Annotated in this window: 13 protein-coding genes; 6 read left to right on the top strand and 7 right to left on the bottom strand. The window is 71.7% G+C overall.

The features are described from left to right. Positions 1-98: 98 nt before the first annotated feature. The gene (locus ACIRSS_RS49485; RefSeq protein ID WP_400909293.1) at positions 99-1,256 is read left to right on the top strand and encodes an FAD-dependent monooxygenase; all 1,158 of its coding nucleotides are present in this window, start codon (positions 99-101) and stop codon (positions 1,254-1,256) included. Here ACIRSS_RS49485 and metH read toward each other — a convergent pair. Continuing rightward, a complete protein-coding gene (metH, locus tag ACIRSS_RS49480; RefSeq protein WP_400909291.1) occupies positions 1,238-4,867 on the bottom strand; it encodes a methionine synthase in 3,630 nt (1,209 codons plus the stop codon). The genes ACIRSS_RS49485 and metH overlap by 19 nt on opposite strands. Positions 4,868-5,167: 300 nt before the next feature. On the opposite strand from metH, the gene ACIRSS_RS49475 reads away from it, so the two are divergent. Beyond that, the gene (locus ACIRSS_RS49475; protein WP_400909289.1) at positions 5,168-6,022 is read left to right on the top strand and encodes a TIGR03619 family F420-dependent LLM class oxidoreductase; all 855 of its coding nucleotides are present in this window, start codon (positions 5,168-5,170) and stop codon (positions 6,020-6,022) included. 8 nt (positions 6,023-6,030) lie between these two features. Here the strand turns inward: ACIRSS_RS49475 and ACIRSS_RS49470 are convergent, their stop codons facing one another. Both ACIRSS_RS49470 and ACIRSS_RS49465 read right to left on the bottom strand, forming a co-directional pair. Continuing rightward, a complete protein-coding gene (locus tag ACIRSS_RS49470; RefSeq protein WP_400909287.1) occupies positions 6,031-7,215 on the bottom strand; it encodes a GNAT family N-acetyltransferase in 1,185 nt (394 codons plus the stop codon). A 98-nt stretch (positions 7,216-7,313) separates the two neighbouring features. Then, positions 7,314-8,699, bottom strand: coding sequence for a sugar porter family MFS transporter (locus ACIRSS_RS49465; RefSeq protein WP_400909285.1), 1,386 nt, complete (start codon positions 8,697-8,699; stop codon positions 7,314-7,316). 344 nt (positions 8,700-9,043) lie between these two features. Between ACIRSS_RS49465 and ACIRSS_RS49460 the strand changes: the two genes are divergently transcribed. Beyond that, a complete protein-coding gene (locus ACIRSS_RS49460) occupies positions 9,044-11,752 on the top strand; it encodes a cellulose binding domain-containing protein (protein ID WP_400909283.1) in 2,709 nt (902 codons plus the stop codon). A 60-nt stretch (positions 11,753-11,812) separates the two neighbouring features. Here the strand turns inward: ACIRSS_RS49460 and ACIRSS_RS49455 are convergent, their stop codons facing one another. Further along, positions 11,813-13,312, bottom strand: coding sequence for a cellulase family glycosylhydrolase (locus ACIRSS_RS49455; protein WP_400909281.1), 1,500 nt, complete (start codon positions 13,310-13,312; stop codon positions 11,813-11,815). Positions 13,313-13,735: 423 nt separating this feature from the next. On the opposite strand from ACIRSS_RS49455, the gene ACIRSS_RS49450 reads away from it, so the two are divergent. Next, entirely contained in the window at positions 13,736-14,875 is a 1,140-nt protein-coding gene (locus ACIRSS_RS49450) for a cellulose-binding domain-containing protein (RefSeq protein ID WP_400909279.1), read from the top strand. On the opposite strand, the gene mgrA is transcribed toward ACIRSS_RS49450, so the two are convergent. Both mgrA and ACIRSS_RS49440 read right to left on the bottom strand, forming a co-directional pair. Beyond that, positions 14,872-15,867 carry an L-glyceraldehyde 3-phosphate reductase gene (gene mgrA / locus ACIRSS_RS49445; protein WP_400909277.1) on the bottom strand — a complete coding sequence of 332 codons (996 nt, stop codon included), beginning with the start codon at positions 15,865-15,867 and terminating at the stop codon, positions 14,872-14,874. The genes ACIRSS_RS49450 and mgrA overlap by 4 nt on opposite strands. Positions 15,868-15,898: 31 nt before the next feature. Next, positions 15,899-17,092, bottom strand: a complete 1,194-nt coding sequence (locus ACIRSS_RS49440) for an AGE family epimerase/isomerase (RefSeq protein WP_400909276.1) — start codon at positions 17,090-17,092, stop codon at positions 15,899-15,901. A 190-nt stretch (positions 17,093-17,282) separates the two neighbouring features. On the opposite strand from ACIRSS_RS49440, the gene ACIRSS_RS49435 reads away from it, so the two are divergent. Continuing rightward, positions 17,283-18,311: a lytic polysaccharide monooxygenase gene (locus tag ACIRSS_RS49435; protein ID WP_400909274.1), complete on the top strand. Its 1,029-nt coding sequence runs from the start codon at positions 17,283-17,285 to the stop codon at positions 18,309-18,311. Between the two features lie 23 nt (positions 18,312-18,334). Here ACIRSS_RS49435 and ACIRSS_RS49430 read toward each other — a convergent pair whose 3' ends face one another. Beyond that, positions 18,335-19,861, bottom strand: a complete 1,527-nt coding sequence (locus tag ACIRSS_RS49430; protein ID WP_400909272.1) for a LacI family DNA-binding transcriptional regulator — start codon at positions 19,859-19,861, stop codon at positions 18,335-18,337. A gap of 116 nt (positions 19,862-19,977) precedes the next feature. Between ACIRSS_RS49430 and ACIRSS_RS49425 the strand changes: the two genes are divergently transcribed. Then, positions 19,978-21,249, top strand: coding sequence for an ABC transporter substrate-binding protein (locus ACIRSS_RS49425; protein ID WP_400909270.1), 1,272 nt, complete (start codon positions 19,978-19,980; stop codon positions 21,247-21,249). Positions 21,250-21,355 lie beyond the last annotated feature (106 nt).

Genomic DNA, 21,355 nt, shown 5'->3' with positions numbered 1-21,355 from the left:
CGTCACGGTCCGCGCGCGGTCCATTCGCGACAGTCGCTGACGGCCGCCGTCAGCGCTTCGCCAGGGACCGGTAAGCCGTCCTCGCCAGGCTCGGCGGCATGAAAAAGAAGACCGTCCTGATCTCCGGCGCGAGCATCGCCGGCCCCGCCCTCGCCCTCTGGCTGACCCGCTTCGGCTACGCCGTCACCGTCGTCGAACGCGCTCCTTCGGTGCGCCCCGGCGGCCAGGCCGTCGACTTCAAGGGCGCCACCCACCGGACCGTCCTGGAGCGCATGGGCATCCTCGACGACGTCCTCGCCCGCCGGACCGGCGGCACCGACCAGACGATCATCGACGCCGACGGGCGGCCGCAGGCGGTGATCCCCGGCGAGTTCACCGGCGGCGACATCGAGATCCGCCGCGGCGAGCTGAGCGACCTCCTGCACGAGCGCACCGCGCCGCACTGCGAGTACCTCTTCGGCGACACCATCACGGCGCTGACCGAGACGTCCGACGGCGTCGACGTCACCTTCGCCCACGCCGAGCCGCGCCGGTTCGACCTCGTCGTCGGCGCCGACGGCATCCACTCGAACGTCCGGCGGCTGGCCTTCGGCCCCGAACGCGACTACGTCCGGTTCCTCGGCCACTACTACGCCCTCGCCGAGCTGGGCGGGCAGATCGGCGGCGGCGAGGCCGTGATGTACAACGAGCCCGGCCGGATGGCCGCGGTCGGCGGGCCGAAGGCGTCGGCGTTCTTCGTCTTCGCCTCGCCCGAGCTGGACTACGACCGCGGCGACACCGACCGGCAGCGGCAGCTGGTGACCGAGGCCTACCGCGGCGCCGGCTGGCGGGTGCCCGAACTGATCGCGAAGCTCCCCGACGCCCGCGAGTTCTACCTGGACTCGCTCGCCCGCGTCACCATCGACCACTACTCCCGCGGCCGGGTCGTGCTGCTCGGCGACGCCGCCTACGGCAACACCCTCGGCGGCTTCGGCACCGGCCTCGCGATCGTCGGCGCCTACGTGCTCGCGGGCGAACTGCTGGCCGCGAACGGCGACCACCGCGTCGCCTTCGCCCGCTACGAGGAACAGTTCCGCGGCTACGCCAAGATCTCGCAGCGCGGCAGCGCGGGCCCGTTCCTCGCGCCGCCGTCACCGCTGCGGATCAAGCTACGGGACTGGACGTTCAAGTCCCGCTTCCTGCTCGGCCTGATGCTCAAGGCGACCGACAAGTTCGCCACGGACATCGAGCTGACGGACTACGCCTCGGGCTCGTAGGCCAGGTTCGGCCGCAGCCACTGCTCGACCTCGGCCCGCTCGACACCCTTGCGGCGCGCGTAGTCCTCGATCTGGTCGCGGCCGAGCCGGCCGACGGTGAAGTACCGCGAGTCCGGGTGGGCGAAGATCAGCCCGGACACGCTCGCCGCCGGCGTCATCGCGAACGACTCGGTCAGGTCCATGCCCAGCCGGTCGGCTTCGAGCAGGTCGAACAGCTCGCGCTTCTGGCTGTGGTCGGGGCTGGCCGGGTAGCCCAGCGCCGGGCGGATGCCGCGGAAGCGCTCCGCGTGCAGGTCGGCCAGCACCGGCTCGGCGTCCGGCTCGAACCAGTCGCGGCGGGCCCGCAGGTGGATGTGCTCGGCGAAGGCCTCGGCGAGCCGGTCGGCCAAGGCCTTGACCATGATCGCGCGGTAGTCGTCCTGCTCGGCCTCGTAGCCGGCTGCGAGATCTTCGGCGCCGTGGATCGCGACGGCGAAGCCACCGAGGTGGTCGCCTTCCGGGGCGATGTAGTCGGCGAGGCAGCGGTTGGCGCGGTCCTCCGGCTTCGACGTCTGCTGGCGCAGCATCGGGAACCCGACGTGCGCGAACTCGCCGTCGAGCCGGATGTCGTCGCCCTCGCTGTGCGCGGGCCAGAACGCGTACGCGCCCTTCGCGGTGAAGCTGCCTTCGGCGATGATCTGGTCGAGCAGCGTGTTCGCGTCGTCGAACAGCTCGCGGGCGACCGGCTGGTCCAGGATCGCCGGGTACTTGCCCTTGAGCTGCCAGGCCAGGAACAGGAACTGCCAGTCGATCATCTCGCGCAGCTCGGCGATGGACGGCTCGACGACGCGGGAGCCGGTGAACAGCGGCGTCGGCAGGTCGGCGAACACGACCTGCTCGCGGTTCAGCCGCGCCTGCTCGAGCGTGAGCATCGGCCGGCGCTGCTTGCTCGCGTGCTGCTCGCGCAGCACCTCCTGGTCGGCGCGGTTCTTCTCGGCGAGCGCGATCGAGCGGTCCGGGTCGAGCAGGTCGGACACCACGCCGACCACGCGCGAGGCGTCCAGCACGTGGACCGTCGCGTTGTCGTAGGCGGGCGCGATCTTGACCGCGGTGTGCTGGCGGGACGTCGTCGCGCCGCCGATGAGCAGCGGCAGCTTCAGCCCGCGCCGCTGCATCTCGGTCGCGACCGCGACCATCTCGTCCAGCGACGGCGTGATCAGCCCGGACAGCCCGACGGCGTCGGCGCCTTCGGTGACCGCGGTGTCGAGGATCTTCGCGGCGGGCACCATCACGCCGAGGTCGATCACCTCGTAGTTGTTGCAGCCGAGCACGACCCCGACGATGTTCTTGCCGATGTCGTGGACGTCGCCCTTCACCGTGGCGAGCACGACCTTGCCCTGGCCGCCTTTCGACGGGAGCCGGCCTTCCTGCCGCGCCTTCTCCTTCTCCGCCTCCATGAACGGCTCGAGGTAGGCGACGGACCGCTTCATCACGCGGGCGCTCTTCACGACCTGCGGCAGGAACATCTTGCCGGAGCCGAAGAGGTCGCCGACGATCTTCATGCCGTCCATCAGCGGGCCCTCGATGACGTCGAGGGGCCGCGCCAGCTGCTGCCGCGCCTCTTCGGTGTCGTCTTCGATGTAGTCGACGATGCCGTGCACCAGCGCGTGCGACAGCCGCTCGCCGACCGTGCCTTCGCGCCACGAGAGGTCCACGACGCGCTTGGTGCCGCTGCCCTTGACGTTCTCGGCGAAGCTCACCAGCCGGTCGGTGGCGTCCTCGCGGCGGTCGAACAGCACGTCCTCGACCAGCTCGAGGAGCTCCTTCGGGATGTCTTCGTAGACGGCGAGCTGGCCCGCGTTGACGATGCCCATGTCCAGGCCGACCTGCATGGCGTGGAACAGGAACGCCGAGTGCATCGCCTCGCGGACGACGTCGTTGCCGCGGAAGGAGAACGAAAGGTTCGAGATGCCGCCGGAGATGTGGACGCCGGGACAGCGTTCCTTGATCCGGGGCAGCGCGTCGATGAACGCCTTCGCGTAGCCGTTGTGCTCGGCGATGCCGGTGGCGACGGCGAGGACGTTCGGGTCGAAGATGATGTCCTCGCCCGCGAAGCCCGCCTCCTGCGTCAGGAGGTCGTACGCGCGGCCGCAGATCTCGACCTTGCGGTCGGCGGTGTCGGCCTGGCCCTGCTCGTCGAACGCCATCACGACGACGCCGGCGCCGTAGTTCCGGATCGTGCGGGCCTGGGCGAGGAACGGCTCCTCGCCCTCCTTGAGGCTGATCGAGTTGACCACGCCCTTGCCCTGCAGGCAGCGCAGCCCGGCTTCGAGCACGCTCCACTTGGAGCTGTCGATCATCACCGGGATCCGGGCGACCTCGGGCTCGGTGGCGATCAGGTTGAGGAACGTCGTCATCGCCTGCTCGGATTCGAGCAGGTCGGCGTCCATGTTGACGTCGAGCAGGTTGGCCCCGCCGCGGACCTGCTCCAGCGCGACGTCGACGGCGGCCTGGTGGTCGCCGGACTCGATGAGCCGGCGGAACCGCTTGGAGCCGGTGACGTTGGTGCGCTCGCCGATCATCACGAACCCGGTGTCGGCGCCGATGCCGAACGGCTCCAGCCCGCTGAACCGCGTGTGCGTGCTCGGCGCGGGTACCTCGCGCGGCGTGACGCCCTTCGCGGCTTCGGCGATCTTCGCGATGTGCGCCGGGCTGGTGCCGCAGCAGCCGCCGACCACGTTGACCAGCCCGTCACGGGCGAACCCACCGACCAGGCCGGCGGTCTCTTCGGGCGTTTCGTCGTAGCCGCCGAACGCGTTCGGCAGGCCGGCGTTCGGGTGACAGGCGACGTAGGTGTCGGCGAGCCGGGACAGCTCCTCGACGTGCGGGCGCATCTCCTCCGCGCCCAGCGAGCAGTTCACGCCCACGACCAGCGGCTTCGCGTGCTCGATCGAGCTCCAGAACGCCTCGACGGTCTGGCCCGAGAGCGTCCGGCCGCTCAGGTCGACGATGGTCACCGAGATCCACAGCGGCAGGTGCGGCGCCACCTCGCGGGCAGCGGCGATCGCGGCCTTGCAGTTGAGCGTGTCGAAGATCGTCTCGATCAGCAACAGGTCGACGCCGCCCTCGGCGAGCCCGGCGATCTGCTCCGCGTAGGCGGCCTTGACCTGCTCGAACGTCACCGCGCGGTACGCCGGGTCCTCGACCTTGGGCGACAGGCTGAGCGTGACGTTCAGCGGCCCGATCGACCCGGCGACGAACTTGCCGCCGGCCTCGTCGGCGGCCTGGCGGGCCAGCTGCGCGCCGCGGACGTTCATCTCGTGGACGTACGCCTGCAGCCCGTAGTCGGCCTGGCCGATGCTGGTGGCGGTGAAGGTGTTCGCCGTGGTGATGTCCGCGCCGGCCGCGAGGTACTGGCGGTGGACGTCGAGGATGACGTCCGGGCGGGTGAGGTTCAGCAGGTCGGGGTCGCCGGTGACGTCGTGGGTGTGCTCGCCGAAGCGATCACCGCGGTAGTCGGCCGGGGTGAGCCCGGCGCCCTGCAGCATGGTGCCCCAGGCACCGTCGAGGACCGCCACCCGCTGTTCGAGCAGCTCACGCAGACGCGCTTCGGGTTCATGCGGGGTGTTCACCGGCAGCCTCCCTCGGTCGGGAGGCGCCCTTGGTCAGGTGAAGCGGGTCGAGCGTGGCGGACCCGGCGGTCCGTTGCAGCGCCTCTCGGCCCGTGGACCAGGATAGTGGAACCGGCCCCCGGCTGGCCATCCCGGTCGGGCCGGGCGTCCACGATCCGGGACACCGGCCACGACCGTCCACAGTGGAGCACCGCGTTCACCCTGCACCTCCGCCCATAGATCCTCCTCACGGCGACAGCGGCGCTCACCTCATCGACTGCCCTCCTTGAAAACTGAAACACGTTCTAATACGCTCCTCCCGTGGACTACGGAATCGTGCTGTTCACCAGCGACCGGGGCATCACCCCGGCGTCCGCCGCGCGCGCCGCGGAGGCCGCGGGGTTCGCCACCTTCTACGTGCCCGAGCACACGCACATCCCGGTGAAACGCGAGTCGCCGCACCCGCGCACCGGCGACGCGTCCCTGCCCGACGACCGCTACAGCCGCACCCTCGACCCCTGGGTCGCGCTGGCGACGGCGGCCGCGGTGACGTCGCGGATCCGGCTGTCCACGGCGGTGGCCCTGCCGGTGGAGAGCGACCCCATCACCCTCGCCAAGACGATCGCGAGCCTCGACCACCTGTCCGGCGGGCGGGTCACGCTCGGGACGGGCTTCGGCTGGAACGTCGACGAGCTGACCGACCACGGCGTGCCGGGCAACCGGCGCCGCACCGCGCTGCGGGAGTACCTCGAAGCGATGAGTGCACTGTGGACGGAGGAAGAAGCCTCCTACGCCGGGGAGTTCGTGTCGTTCGGCCCGAGCTGGGCGTGGCCGAAGCCGGTCCAGGCCCACATCCCGGTGCTGCTCGGCGCGGGCCCGACCGAGAAGACGTTCCGCTGGATCGCCCGCCACGCCGACGGCTGGATCACCACCCCGGCCGACAGCGACCTCGACGGGCACGTGGCTCTGCTGAAGGAGATCTGGTCCGCCGAGGGGCGGTCCGGGGCGCCACAGATCTGCGCGCTCGGCGAACGCCCCGCCCCGGACCGGTTGGCACACCTGGATTCCCTCGGCGTCACGGAGACGATCTTCGGGCTGCCCGACCGCGCACCCGACGAGGTCGAAGCCTGGATCGCGCGGCTGGCCGGGAAGCTCGGGCTCGCCGTCACCCTTTGAGGGGCTCCTCAGAACCAGTGCAAGCAGTGCGGCGCACGCTCGGTGCGGAAGAGCGCGTCGGCGCGCGCGGCCGCGTCCGGATGGTGGACGCGCAGGTGCCCGGCCCGCGCCAGCGTGCTCGGCGCGACCCCGCCGAGGTACACCGAGCCCAGGTCGCCCACGTCGAGGGACAGGTCGGGGGCCCGGTCCGTCGGGACGCATTCGGCCTTGCCCTCGCGGACCGTCAGCAAGTAACGCCCGTGCTCGCCGAGGAACGGGTCTTCGACGTCGAGGACCAGCTCACCGTCGGCTGACCAGCCGCGGGCCGTCAACGCGCGGGGGACGTCGAGCAGGCGCACCCACAGCCAGTCCGTCTCGTCGCTCACCTCGGCCGCGCGGAAGTCCGCGAGCTGCCAGCGCAACGGGTGGTCCGGCGGGCACTGCTTGAACACGACGCGGGTGGCCAGGTCGTGGTCGAGCAGGAAGCGGGCCAGCGCCGTCGCCACGGCGTCGTCGGCGGCGATCGTCTCGTCGACCGTCAACGTGCCGTCGAGCAGGTAGGTCGCGTACCCGTCCGGGACACCGGCCGGGTCGCGGTGCAGGGCGACGTACCGCGGGGCCGCGGAGGTCGGCGGCTGCCCCGCGCCGCGGGCCCACCAGTGCGGCGGCCGCGACAGCGCACCCGGCCGGGCCCGGCGGTAGCGGTCGTAGACCTCCTCCAGGACGTCGCCGCACTCGGCGCGCCGCAGCACCTCGATCGAGCCCTCCGCCGGGACGGCGGTGCTCCGCGGGGCGGCTTGGCCCCGCGGCACCGTCAGCCGGTGCGTGGTGGTCGCCGGCCCGTAGCCGAACCGGCGGTAGATGACGGCCTCGCTGGCCAGCAGCACGGACAGGAACTCCCCGCGTGCCCGCGCGTCGGCGAGCTGACGCCGCATCATCGCGGTCAGCGCGCCTCGACGCCGGTGCGAGGGCAGGACGCCGACGGCGGTCACGCCCCCGGCCGGGACGACGACCTCGCCCGGCAGCGTCAGCTCGAAGGAGTAGACGGCCGAGGTGCCGACGGGTCGCCCTTCCGGCGTCACGGCGAACAAGCCGCGGTCCAGCTCCAACGCCGACCAGACCCGGTCGCCTTCCGCGGGGAAGCGCCCGAAGGCGGCGAAAAGCGTGTCGACGAAGGCGTCGCGGTCCTGCTCGGTCGTGGCACGGATCTCCATCGGGGCACAGTGCAGCGCCGGACCGGCCCCGGGCAAACGAATAACGCGTCGGGGCCCGGCGCACCAGCGCCGGGCCCCGCCGCGCGAGACCCCCCGGGTCAGCTCTTGGCCGCGACCCCCTGCCGCGCCCGGAGGTCGAGCTCGATCTGCTCCAGCGTGCGCCCCTTGGTCTCCGGCACGAGCCACTTGGTGAGCACGAACAGCACCACGTTGATGCCGGCGAACAGGAACATCGAACCGCCGATGCCGAGCGACTTCGGGTCGGAGATGATCGGGAACACCGCGCTCACGATGCCGGTCGCGGCCCAGAGGACGACGCTGCTGACGCCCATGCCCGTCGCCCGGTACTTCAGCGGGAACACCTCGGACATCATCACCCAGACGACCGCGCCCCAGCCGAGCTCGTAGCCGACCAGGTAGAGCACCATCATCACCAGCATCAGGATGCCGCGCGTGCCGGTGTCGTGGACGTTCAGCACGACGAGCCCGGCCGCCACCAGCGTGATCACCATGATCACGTTGCCGATGAGCAGCAGCGGCTTGCGGCCCCAGCGGTCCACCACGAACACGACCCAGGCGGTGAACAGGAACTTCGTGACCCCCAGCAGCACGCCGGACAGCAGCGCGGCCTGCGTCGCGAAGCCGAGGCCGATCAGCATCGTCGGGAAGTACGCGTTGATCGCGTTGACGCCGCTGAACTGCTGGCCGATCGCGAGCAGCAGCGCCACCACGAGCATCGGCCGGACGAAGCCGGAGAACAGGTCGCGCACCCGCGGCTTGTCCTCGGTGTCGAGCCGGATGACCTCGTTGATCGTCGCGATCTCCTCGTCGAGGTTCACGGAGTTGCCGTGCGCGCTCGCGAGCACCTGCCGGGCTTCCTCTTCACGGCCGTTCTTCACCAGCCAGCGCGGGGTTTCCGGCAGGAACAGCAGCCCGACGAGCAGGATCGCCGCCGGCACGATGGCACCGGCGAACATCCACCGCCACGCCGATACCGGGCCGAGCCAGTAGCTGACCAGGAACGCGATCAGGATGCCGAGCACGATGAAGATCTGGTTCAGCGCACCCATCGCGCCGCGCAACCGCGCCGGCGCCAGCTCGGAGAGGTACGTCGGCACCGTCGAGGACGACAGGCCGATGCCGAGGCCGATGATCAGCCGCGAGATCACCAGCAGCGCGAACGTCGGCGAGAACGTCGCCGCCAGCGTGCCCACGATGACGATCGCCGCGGCGACCTGGATCGTGCGGCGGCGGCCGAGCGCTTCGTTGGTGCGGCTGGAGAACAGCGCGCCGACGATGGCACCGACCGACAGGCTGGCGGTGATCACGCCCTTGTCCCAGCTCGTCAGTGCCCAGAGTTTCCCGATGAACGGGAGCACCCCGGAAATCACGCCGAGGTCGTAACCGAAGAGGATGCCGCCGAGCGCGCCGAAGAAGTACAGGGTGGTTCGGCTGATCTGCCGCGCCGGGGCTGTCTGCGTCATTGCCGGGTCGCCTCTTTCGTAGGTCCAGTCCAGCCAGCGGCCACCACACTCACACGCCCGAAAAAACCGGGCAAGACAGTTCTTGATAACGATTCAGAAACCTGATCGTCGTTCACATATGTGATACCGGTTGGCGCACAACGTTGCTCCGTCCGCCGCACCCTCCTTTCCGGCCGTGAATCGATACACAATGGACACGGCCGGCCGGTGCCGCCGGTTCAGGAAATCCACTGTGGACGGATCGCGCGGGCGAAATCGTCGAAGGGTTTGACCTGGTCGCAGGCCTGGTTTACGGTTTTCGGAAGCGCTCCCAGCCTCCTATCGCCCGACGCATGGAGGCAAACGTGCGAAGCACGCGTTCCCGATCACCGAGACAATTGCTCGCGTACGCGCTGGCCGCGCTCACACCGATCGCCGTCGCGATCACCGCCGGCGCGCCCGCGTCTCCCGCCGCCTCCGCGCCGTACACGTGGCGCAACGCGGAGATCGGCGGCGGCGGGTTCGTCCCCGGCATCGTCTTCAACCAGGCCGAACCGGGCCTGGCCTACGCCCGCACCGACATCGGCGGCGCGTACCGCTGGAACCCGGCCACCGGGCGCTGGGTCCCGCTGCTGGACTCGGTCGGCTGGACCGACTGGGGCCACAACGGCGTGGTCAGCCTCGCCACCGACCCGGTCGACCCGAACCGCGTCTACGCCGCGGCGGGGATGTACACCAACAGCTGGGACCCGAACCCCGGCGCGATCCTGCGTTCGGCCGACCGCGGCGCGACGTGGCAGGCTTCGGCGCTGCCGTTCAAGCTCGGCGGCAACATGCCCGGCCGCGGCATGGGCGAGCGGCTCGCGATCGACCCGAACCGCGACAGCGTCCTCTACCTCGGGGCGCCCAGCGGCAACGGGCTCTGGCGCAGCACGGACTCCGGCGTCACGTGGGCGAAGGTGACCGCCTTCCCCAACCCCGGGAACTACGCGCCCGACCCCAGCGACACGACCGGCTACTCCAGCGACAACGAAGGCGTCACCTGGGTGACGTTCGACCCGTCGACCGGCACCCGCGGCAGCACCACGCAGACCATCTACGTCGGCGTCGCCGACAAGGCGAACACCGTCTACCGCAGCACCGACGGCGGCGCGACGTGGGCGCGGCTGGCCGGCCAGCCCACCGGGTTCCTCGCGCACAAGGGCGTCCTCGACCCGGTCGGCGGCTACCTCTACCTCGCGACCAGCGACACCGGCGGCCCCTACGACGGCGCGAAGGGCGACGTCTGGAAGTACGCCACGAAGACCGGCGCGTGGACGCGGATCAGCCCGATCCCGTCCGACAGCACGGACGACTACTTCGGCTACAGCGGCCTGACGATCGACCGGCAGCACCCGAACACGCTGATGGTCGCGACGCAGGTGTCGTGGTGGCCGGACGTCATCTTCTTCCGCAGCACCGACGGCGGCGCCACCTGGACCCGGATCTGGGACTTCGCCGGCTACCCCGACCGGTCGCTGCGGTACACCCAGGACATCTCTTCGGTGCCGTGGCTGACCTTCGGCACCCAGCCCGCTCCCCCGGTGCCGTCGCCGAAGCTCGGCTGGATGACCGAGTCGGTCGAGATCGACCCGTTCGACTCGAACCACCTGCTCTACGGCACCGGCGCGACCATCTACGGCACGTCCGACCTCACCAAGTGGGACAGCGGCGGCAAGATCACGCTCAAACCGGTCGTCGGCGGCCTCGAGGAAACCGCCGTGCTGGACCTGATCAGCCCGCCGTCGGGCGCCCCGCTGCTCTCCGGGCTCGGCGACATCGGCGGGTTCCGGCACGACAGCCTCGACGCCGTGCCGTCGACGATGTTCACCTCGCCGGTGTTCACGACGACCACCAGCCTGGACTACGCCGAGCTCAGCCCGGCGACGATCGTGCGCGTCGGCACCCTCGACCGCGGTGCCCGGCCGAACGACAACCGCGTCGCCTTCTCCACCGACGGCGGCAAGAACTGGTTCCAGGGCGCCGAACCGGGCGGCGGCGCGAGCGGCGGGACAGTGGCCGCGGCCGCCGACGGCAGCCGGTTCGTGTGGAGCCCGGACGGCACGAGGGTCAGCTACTCCGTCGGGTTCGGCTCGTCGTGGACGGCGTCGGCCGGCATCCCCGCCGGCGCGGTCGTCGAGTCCGACCGGGTGGACCCGAAGCGGTTCTACGGGTTCGCCGCGGGGAAGTTCTACGTCAGCACCGACGGCGGCGCGACGTTCACCGCCACCGCGGCCACCGGGCTGCCGAGCGGATCGGTGCACTTCAAGGCCCTGCCGGGCGCGGCCGGGGACGTCTGGCTGGCCGGCGGATCCGGGTCGGCGTACGGGCTCTGGCACTCCACCGACTCCGGAGCGTCTTTCACGAAGCTGACCGGGGTCACCGACGCCGACAACATCGGGTTCGGCAAAGCCGCTTCCGGCCGGACGTATTCGGCGTTATACACCATCGCGAAGATCGGCGGGGTGCGCGGGATCTTCCGGTCGGACGACTCGGGGGCGTCGTGGACGCGGATCAACGACGACCAGCACCAGTACGGCAACATCGGCGCGGCGCTGAGCGGCGATCCGCGGGTGTACGGCCGGGTGTACGTGGGCACGAACGGGCGAGGCGTGATCGTGGGCGAGTCCGGCGGTGACCAGCCGCCGCCGACGTCCACGACCACCACTTCCCCGCCGCCGACCACAACGACCACGACCACACCGGTGCCGTCGTCGTCGTGCACCGCGGCCTACACGGTGACGAACCAGTGGCAGGGCGGTTTCCAGGCCGACGTGAAGGTGGGCAACACCGGGACCACACCGGTGACCGGCTGGACGGTCACCTGGTCCTTCGCCGACGGCCAGCGCGTTACGCAGGCCTGGAACGCCCAGGTGACGCAGACGGGCGCGGCGGTCTCGGCGGTGGACGCGGGCTGGAACAAGACGATCCCGGCGGGTGGCAGCGCCGGGTTCGGCTTCACCGGCACCTCCGGCGCCACCAACGGGAAGCCCGCCACGATCAGCCTCAACGGCCACGCCTGCACCACGTCCTGACGGCGGGACGGGAGCGGGGCGGCGGAGGGAATCCGCCGCCCCGCCTCACCGCCGGTCCCGTCAGCCGGCGGCGAGGAAGTGCGCGCGGATGCCCGCGCCGAACGCCGTCGGGGTGCCGTCGTAGGAGGTGATGAGCGCCGGGCCCGTGCCGCAGTTCCAGGTGTTCCAGGTCCAGCCGAGGTAGGACGCCTGGTGCCGGTCGAGCCAGTCCATCAGGCCGGTGACGTACCCGCTCGCGCAGTCGTTCTCGCCGATTTCCCCGGCCACCAGCGGGACGGCCGCGGCGACCGGCGCGAGCTGGCTGTCCCAGCACGACGACGAGCTGCACGTGTTGAAGTTGTACGAGTGCCAGGACGCGACCAGGTTGCCCGCCGGGTCGCTCGGCTTGTACTGCAGCCAGCCGGTGAGATCGTTGGAGTAGGCGAGGCCGCCGAGCATGATCACGTTGGTGGCGCCGGTCGCGCGGACCGCGTTCACCAGCGCCTGCATGCCGGCCACCGGGTAGCCGATGCCGGAGCACGCTGAGCCGCCGTCACGCCAGCACGTCCACGCCTGCGCCGACCCGGAGACCGCGCGGTCGAGGTAGGGCTCGTTGAACAGGTCGAGGATCGTCGCGTTGTCGCCCTTGAACGTGTTCGCGACCGACGTCCACAGGTCGACCGAGTGCTCGCTGTCGGTCATCGGCTTCTGGCAGGTGGCGTTGACGTCGCTGCACGCCGAGGAGTTTCCGGTGTAGACACCGTGGGTCCAGTGCAGGTCGAGGATCGCGACCAGGCCGTTCTGGTGCAGCAGGTCCACATAGGACTTGATGGCCGCGCGGTAGGTGGCCCCGGCGTACCGCGGGTCCACATCGGACAACCCGAGCCAGCAGTCCTCGTTGAAGGGCACGCGCACGACGTTGGCGTGCCAGCTCTTGATGGCGGCGACCGACGTCGCGTCCATCGGACCGTCGAAGAGGCCGTTGCCCTGCACGCACGCGAACTCGCCGCCGGAGCGGTTGACCCCGTGCAGCGTCACGGCGGTGCCCGCGGCGTCGGTCAGCCGGTTGCCGGAGACGTGCAGCTGCGGCGCGCCACCGGGCGGCGGTGTCGGCGTGGTGGTGGTCGTCGGCGGCGGCGTGGTGGGTGTGGTCGACGGCGGCTGGGTGCCGCCGCAGGGTTCGCCGTTGACGCTGAACGACACCGGCGCCGCGTTCGCCCCGCTGTAGGCGAAGTTCGCGCCGGCGCTGATCGACGCGTTCGGGGCGATCGTGCCGTTCCAGGTGGCCGGGGTGAGGGTGACGGTCGCGCCGGACTGCGCCCAGGTGGCGTTCCAGCCCTGCTGCAGCTGCTGGTTCCCGGTGTAGGTGTAGCTGATCCGCCACCCGGACAGCGGCGCCGTCCCGAGGTTCTTCAAGGTGAGGTTCGCGGTGAAACCGCTTCCCCAGTCGTTCACCGTGTAGCCCACTTCGCAGGCCGTCGCCGCCGCGGCGGGCGAAGGCGTGCCGAGCGTGAACGCCGTCGTCGCGCCGACGACGGCGAGCGCGCTGAAGGCGCCGAGCAGTGCTGGTCCGGAACGCATCGATCACTCCCTCGGTACAGGACAATCCATGAGAGCGCTCCCAGCAGCGGTGGACAGTACCCGGCCCTTCGCGGCGCTGTAAACCCCGCGGCGATCTTCGGCGTGGATTCCCGGATTCCACTCGAACGGCGGCAGGAGAGGACGCCGGCCGATGGCGCAGCGCGACCACAGGGAGTCGTTGCCATCCAAGGGATTCGGCCGTTCAGGAGCGTTCAGTTCCCGGCGGCCGCCGGGAAGATCGCGGAAAACCGACCACCGGATCGGCCCGCGTCCGGGTCGCGCTTTACAACGACGACACACCGGGGTTACCTTTCCGGCGGCTGGAAGCGCTCCCATGCCAGGTCGCCTCAACCGAACGCGGCCACCACCCAGGGGCGCCGTGGTGCGAGCCACGGCGCCCCTGTCCGCGTCCCGGGAGGCCCGATGCACAGGTTCGCCGCCGCCCTCGCCGGAGTCTGCCTCGCCGCGGCGGGCACCACGGCGGTCGTCCTCGCCGGCCCGGCCACCGCGGCGCCGGCCTGTTCGGTCGGCTACCGCGTCAACCAGTGGCAGACCGGGTTCACCGCCGAGATCACCGTGACCAACGGCGCCACCGCGCTCTCGTCCTGGACGCTCACCTGGCACTACGCCGGCAGCCAGTCCGTCACCTCCGCCTGGAACGCCACCGTGCGGCAGGCCGGCACCGCCGTGACCGCGGAGAGCTTGCCCTACAACGCTTCGCTGCCCGCGGGCGGCACCGTCTCGTTCGGCCTCCAAGGCACGTCGACCGGTCCCGACCCCACGGACTTCGCCCTCAACGGCGTCGCGTGCGGGGACACCACCACTCCCCCGGCGACGACGACCTCGGTGACGCCGACCACCACGACGTCCACGCCGGCACCCGCCGGGTGCGCGGCCGCGGCGGTCTGCGACGACTTCGAGCAGCAGACCGGCAGCGCGCCGGCCGGCCGCTGGACCGTCGGCGCGGCGAACTGCCAGGGCACCGGCACGGTCACCGTCGACACGGCGGTCGCGCACTCCGGCTTCCGCTCGGTGAAGGTCGCCGGCGGGGGCGGCTACTGCAACCACGCCTTCTTCGGGACGAGCGTGCCCGGCTCCGGCGTGCTGTACGGCCGGTTCTGGGTCCGGCACACCACCGCGCTGCCCACCGGGCACGTCACGTTCCTGGCCCTGCGCGACAGCGCGGACGGCGGCCGCGACCTGCGGGCCGGCGGGCAGAACCAGGCCCTGCAGTGGAACCGCGAGTCCGACGACGCGACGCTGCCCGCGCAGAGCCCGGCCGGCGTCGCCCAGAGCGTCCCGCTGCCGACCGGCACCTGGTCCTGCTTCGAGTTCGCGATCGACGGCGCCGCCGGGCAGCTGCGGACGTGGCTCGGCTCCGCCGCGGTGCCCGGGCTCGTCGTCGACGGCGTCCCCACTCCCGACGTCGACCAGCAGTGGCTCGCCCGCGCCTGGCACCCGGCGGTGACCGACTTCCGGCTCGGCTGGGAAAGCTACGGCGGGGACGCCGACACGCTGTGGTTCGACGACGTGGCCCTGGGCTCCGCGAGGATCGGCTGCTAGCCCGCGACGATCCGGTCGATCTCGGCCAGCTCGTCGTCGGTGAACTCGAGGTTCTTCGTCGCCGCGACGGTGTTCTCCAGCTGCGCGACGCTGCTGGCGCCGATCAGCGCGGAGGTGACGCGACCGCGGCGCAGCACCCAGGCGATGGCCAGCTGGGCCAGCGTCTGGCCGCGCTGCTTCGCGACGTCGTTCAGCGCGCGGATCGTGGAAAGGGTCTCCTCGGTGAGGCGGTCCGTCGTGAGGAACGGGCTGGCGCCGGCGGCCCGCGAGTCGGCGGGGACGCCGTCGAGGTAGCGGTCGGTCAGCAGGCCCTGGCTCAGCGGTGAGTAGGCGATCGAGCCGACGCCGTGCTCGGCCAGGGTGTCCAGCAGGCCGTCCTCGACCCAGCGGTTCAGGATCGAGTACGACGGCTGGTGGATCAGCAGCGGCGTGCCGAGCTCCTTCAGCGCGGCCAGCGCGGCCGTCGTCTGCTCGGGCGAGTAGTTCGAGATGCCCGCGTAGAGCGCTTTTCCGGACCGGACCGCGGTGTCGAGGGCGCCCATCGTCTCCTCGATCGGCGTCTCGGGGTCCGGGCGGTGGGAGTAGAAGACGTCGAAGTGGTCCAGTCCGGTGCGCGCGAGGCTCTGGTCCAGGCTGGCCAGGAGGTTCTTGCGCGAGCCCCACTCGCCGTACGGGCCGTCCCACATCAGGTAGCCGGCCTTCGACGACACGAGGATCTCGTCGCGGTACGGGCGGAAGTCGGCGGCGTAGTGCTTGCCGAAGTTCGCCTCGGCCGCACCCGGGGGCGGGCCGTAGTTGTTGGCGAGGTCGAAGTGCGTCACCCCGAGGTCGAACGCCCGGCGCAGCACCGCGCGCTGGACGTCGAGGGGCTTGTCGTCCCCGAAGTTGTGCCACAGCCCGAGCGAAACGGCGGGCAGCTTCAGCCCGCTGCGCCCGGCGCGCCGGTAGGGCATGTCCGCGTACCGGTCTTCGGCGGCGGCGTAAGGCGACATGGTTCTCCTCGTCGGCAGGGGTCCGCGCAGTCTAGCGGCGGGTGATCAGCGCGCCGGCGAACGACGCGGCGGGCGGCAACGCGGGCAGGAGCGTCGCCTGGTAGGCGTGGTAGATGTCGGGCTTGCCGGCCCAGACCGCCGCCGCGGGGCGGTTCTCCGGGTCCAGCTCGTGGTGCCACGAACCGCGCTCGCGGTCGGCGAAGCACGCCTCGGCGTGGTCGCACCACTCCCGGAAGCGGTCGAGGTAGGCCGCCTCGCCGGTCTCCTGGTGCAGCGTCCACGCGGCGGCGATCGCCTCGGCCACGACCCAGTGCAGGCGGGTGCGCACGACCGGCGTCCCGGCGAAGTCGGTGGTGTAGACGAATCCCGGCCGCCCGTCGACGGCCCAGCCGTGGCGGACCGCGGTGGCGAACAGGGCTTCCGCGTCGGGCAGCAGCCACTCCGGGGCGTCGGTCCCGAGCGCGCGCTCGAGGTGGACGGCCAGCCGCGCCCACTCGAAGAGGTGACCGATCGTGGCACCGAAGGGCCGGAACGGGTGGGCGGGTTCGTCGCGGTTGTGGTCCAGGCGGACGTGCCAGCCGGCGTCGTAGTGCTCCGGGAGCAGCCAGCCGTGCGCGCGGGCTTCGCCGTGCACAAGGTGCTCCACAATGGACAGTGCGCGATCGGCCCAGACCCGGTCGCCGGTGACGTCGGCCGCGGCCAGGAACGCCTCGACGGTGTGCATGTTGGCGTTGGCCCCGCGGTAGTCCTCCAGGTGCGTCCAGCCGCGGTCCCAGACGTCGGCGACCCGGCCGGGGCCCGGCTCCCAGAACCGGCGTTCGACGACGTCGAGGGCGTCGGCCAGCAGCGGTCGCGCGCCCTCGGCGCCGGCGGCCACCGCGCTCGAGGCGGCCAGGACGACGAAGGCGTGCTCATACGCGCGCTTCTCTGACAACGTTGTCGTCGCGTACCAGCCGCCGTGGTCCGGGTCGTGCAGGACGCCGGTCAGCGCGTCGACGCCGTGGGCGACCTGCGCCGCGGTGTCGGCACCCTGGAGCTGCGCCAGCGCGAAGACGTGCGTCATCCGGCAGGTGATCCACGTTTCCACGGGCCGGTCGAGCACCGGTTGGCCACTGTCGTCGAGCCAGGCGAAGCCGCCGCCGGGATGGGCCGCGCGGGCGGCGAAACCGAGCAGGCGAGCGGGCTCGGCGCGCACCCACGCGGGAACCGATGAGGGAATGTCCACTCTCTGCCTTTCTCGGTGATCGACGGCCTTGCGTCAAGGTAGGCCAAGGCACCGGCCCCGGTCACCGCGGGATGTTCCGGAAGTGACCACCGCCGCGTATCCTGATCGTGAGAGCGCTCCCAGTCTTCGACGCACGCTACCCGACGAAGGGACTGACGTGACCAGGAGACGAAGTACGATCCTCGCCGCCGTGACCGTGCTGCTGGCGAGCTTGACCGCCGTCCTGCTGAACACGGGCACCGCCGAAGCGCACGGCGCCATGATGAAACCGGGCAGCCGGACGTTCCTGTGCTGGCAGGACGGCCTCAGCTCGACCGGCCAGATCGTCCCGCAGAACCCGGCCTGCGCGGCCGCGGTGGCCACCAGCGGCGCCAACTCGCTGTACAACTGGTTCGCCGTGCTGCGCTCCGACGGCGCCGGCCGCACGCGCGGGTTCATCGACGACGGCAAGCTGTGTTCGGGCGGCAACCCGAACTACGCCGGCTTCGACCAGGTCGGCGACTGGCCGCTGACGCACCTGACGGCCGGGGCGTCGTTCGACTTCTCGTACAACGCGTGGGCCGCGCACCCGGGCTGGTTCTACACGTACGTGACGAAGGACGGCTGGGACCCGTCGAAGCCGCTCACCTGGGACTCGCTGGAGGACCAGCCGTTCCTGACGGTGGACCACCCGGCGGTGACCGGCCAGGTCGGCACGGTCGACGGGCAGTACAAGTGGACCGGCGCGCTGCCGGCGAACAAGTCCGGGCGGCACATCATCTATTCGGTGTGGAAGCGCTCCGACAGCGCCGAGACGTTCTACGGCTGCTCGGACGTGACGTTCGACGGCGGCCACGGCGAAGTCACCGGGGTGCACCAGCCGGGCACCCCGACGACCACGCCGACGGCCCCCACGAGCCCGCCCCCGCCGACCGGCTCGTGCATGGCGATGTACGAGGTGACGAACGCCTGGAGCGGCGGCTACCAGGCGACGGTGACGGTGATGAACCACGGCACCGCGGCCTACAACGGCTGGCAGGCGGGCTGGACGCTGCCGTCGGGCCAGACGATCGGCAGTGTCTGGAACGGGACGCTGAGCCAGTCGGGTTCGGTGGTGACGGTCCGCAACGCCGACTGGAACGGCCGCGTCGCCCCGGACGGGTCCACCACGTTCGGGTTGGTGGTGAACGCGCCGGGGACGAACCCGGCCCAGCCGTCGGTGACCTGCCAGGGCAGCTGAGGCATCGCGCGGCACCGGCCCCGTCAGCGGACGGGACCGGTGCTGCCGCGCGTGACCAGCCGCGGCCGCGAGGCGCAGACATCCCCGACGTCCTCCCCGGCGACGAGGTCCCGCAACATCGACGCGGCGAGTGCCCCCAGCTCGGCAAGCGGGCGCCGGACGGCGGAGAGGGTGGGCCGCACGAGCCGGCAGAGGTCGGAGTCGTCCCAGGAGACGACGGAGAGGTCCCGGGGGACGGAGAGGCCGAGCTCCCGCGCGGCAACGAGCGCGGCGACGGCGAGGGAGTCGGTGTCGCAGAGGAGGGCGGTGGGCCGCGGATCGGCGAGGAGCACCCGGCGGACGGCCTCGGCCGAGGGTTCGATGGGGAGGGTGAGGGGCCGGCCGAGGGGCTCGGGACTCGGGGACCACATCCCGGCTCGGCCGCTCCCGGCCGGGTCCGAGCTGTGGATCCGGCCGGGCCAGACGCCGGGGCGCCAGGGATCGTCGGCCCAGTCGCCAAGCGGGGTTGCAGTGCTGCGGCGCACGGAACCGGGGTTCTGCACGCCGGGGCCCGGAGATCCGGCCTGCGTGGCGCTACCGCGGGGCGCCGGACCGAGGCCCGGCACCCCGGCGGCCGGCCCAGCGCTCCCGCGGTACGCGGAACCGGAGTCCTGCGGCCCGACACCACCGCCGCGCGCGGAACCGGCGCCTTGCACCCCGCCGCCCGAAGCTCCAGCCCACCCGGCTCCACCGCGATGCGCCGGACCCAAGCCTTGCACCCCGGCAGCCGACCCAGCGCTACCGCGGTAAGCGGAGCCTGAGTCCTCTGACCCGCCGCCACCGTGGCGCGCGGAACCGGGGCCCTGCACCCCGCCCGAAGCTCCAGCCCGCCCGGTGCCACCGCGATGCGCCGCACCTAGGCCTTCCCTATCCCCGCAGCATGCTGTCCCCACGTCCCCCGCGGTCCGCGCCTCGGCCAACCCCAGCCGGCGGGCCTCCGTCGTGAACGCTTCCTCCCTCTCCCCCGCATCCGCGAACGCCGCCGCTCCCGGGATCCGGACCACGTGCCGGTGGCCCAGCGCCGCCAAGTACTCCAACGCCTCCGCCGCTCCCGCACGGTCGTCCACCCGGACCGAGGGCGCCTCCGGCAGGCCTCCCGGGCCGCCCAGCACCACCGCCGGCAAGCCGATCCGTGCCAGCTCCGGTGCGCAGTCCGGGCCGGTCAGCAGGACGCCGTCCACCTTGCGCTCCGCCCGCCAGCGGCGGTAGACCGCCAGCGCCGCGTCGGGGCCGGACGCGACCCTCAGCAGCAGCTCCTGGGAAAACCCGTCGAGCAACGCCGGGAAGAACACCTCCGACGGCCCGTCGAGCACCAGGCCGATCGTCCCGGAGCGCCCGCCCGACAGGGCGCGCGCCGCGCTGCTCGGCGACCAGCCCAGCTCGCGGGCGATGCGCGTGATCCGGTGGCGGGTCTCCTCGGACACTCCCGGCCGGCCGTTGAGCGCGTAGGACACCGCGCCTTTGGAGACGCCGGCCTCCCGCGCGATGTCGGTGATCGTCGGACGCTTCATCGCACCCCTTCCGTGTCCGCGCGGACACCCGCCGTCGCGCACCTTGACACCCACCGCACCCGGAACCGAGACTCCGTCCGGGAGCGCTCCCAATCACGAAGGGGTGAGGAGTGCCAATGAGATCCATCCGAAGACGGCTGGCCGTCGCCGTCGCCGTCGTCCTGCTCGTCCTGACCGGCGGCTGCGGCCCCGGTACGCCCGAGCGCATCACGCTGACGCTCGCGACGTTCGGCGAGTTCGGCTACGACGACCTGATCCCCGGCTACGAGTTCACCCACCCCGGGATCACCGTCACCCAGGTCCGGACCGAGCAGGGCGGACCGTACCACCAGGACCTGCTGGACAAGCTCCAAAGCGGACAAGGGCTCGCCGACGTCCAGGCCGTCGAGGAGGGCCACCTCGCCGACGTCCTCGCGCAGTCCGGGAAGTTCGCCGACCTCGCCGAGATCGGCCCGCCCGACGTGAAGCCCGGCCGCTGGCTGGAGTGGAAGTACGAAGCCGGCCGCAGCAAGGACGGCAAGCTCGTCGGCTACGGCACGGACATCGGCCCGCTGGCGATGTGCTACCGCAAGGACCTCCTCGAGGCCGCCGGGCTGCCGACCGACCCCGGCTCGGTGAAGACGATGTTCGCGACCTGGGACAGCTACTTCGCGGCCGGCGAGCGGTACGTCAAGCGCTCGAAGGGCAAGGCCTGGTTCGACTCCGCGGCGCAGAACTTCAACGCGATGGTCAACCAGCTGCCGGTCGGCTACCTCGACCGCGACGACCACCCGACGCTCGAGACGAACACCGCGCTGCGCGCCGCGTGGAACCAGGTCACGACCGCGGTGAAGCAGGGGCAGTCGGCCGGGCTCACCGCCTTCGCCGACGACGGCAACAATGGCCTGCGCTTGGGCGCCTTCGCGACGAAGGTCTGTCCGGCGTGGATGCTGGGCGTCATCGAGCAGCAGGCGGGGCTCGGCAACGCGGGCAAGTGGGCGATCACCGACGCGTTCCCGGACGGCGGCGGCAACTGGGGCGGCTCCTACCTGACGGTCCCGGCCGCGAGCCCGCACCAGCGGGAGGCCGCGGCGCTGGCCGCCTGGCTGACCGCGCCCGAGCAGCAGCTGCACGCGTTCCGGGTGAGCGGGACCTTCCCGAGCCAGGTGGACGCGTTCACGTCGCCCGACCTGCTCAGCGAGATGAACGGCTACTTCGGCGGCGCGCTGAGCGGGCAGGTCTTCGTCGCCCAGGCGCGGAAGGTCGGGAAGCCGCAGTACAAGGGCCCGGGCGACGGCAAGATCCAGGAGACGGTGGTCGCGCCGGCGCTCAAGTCGGTCGAGCACGGCGCCGACCCGGCCGCGGTCTGGCAGCAGGTGCTGATCGGGGTGCACCGCGTGGTGCCGTGACGGCCGGGCCGGTCCGGAGTGGACGGCCGGGCGGAGTGGATTGCCTTGGCGGAGGGACACCCGGCGAACTCCTGTCGATGGTCTGAGCCATGCCGCCCGGGGCTGG

Origin of the sequence: Amycolatopsis sp. NPDC101161 (genome assembly GCF_044768185.1) — a bacterium.
GTDB lineage: Bacteria > Actinomycetota > Actinomycetes > Mycobacteriales > Pseudonocardiaceae > Amycolatopsis.
The sequence above is the reverse complement of the archived record's forward strand: the minus strand, read 5'-3'. Positions and strand labels throughout refer to the sequence as shown.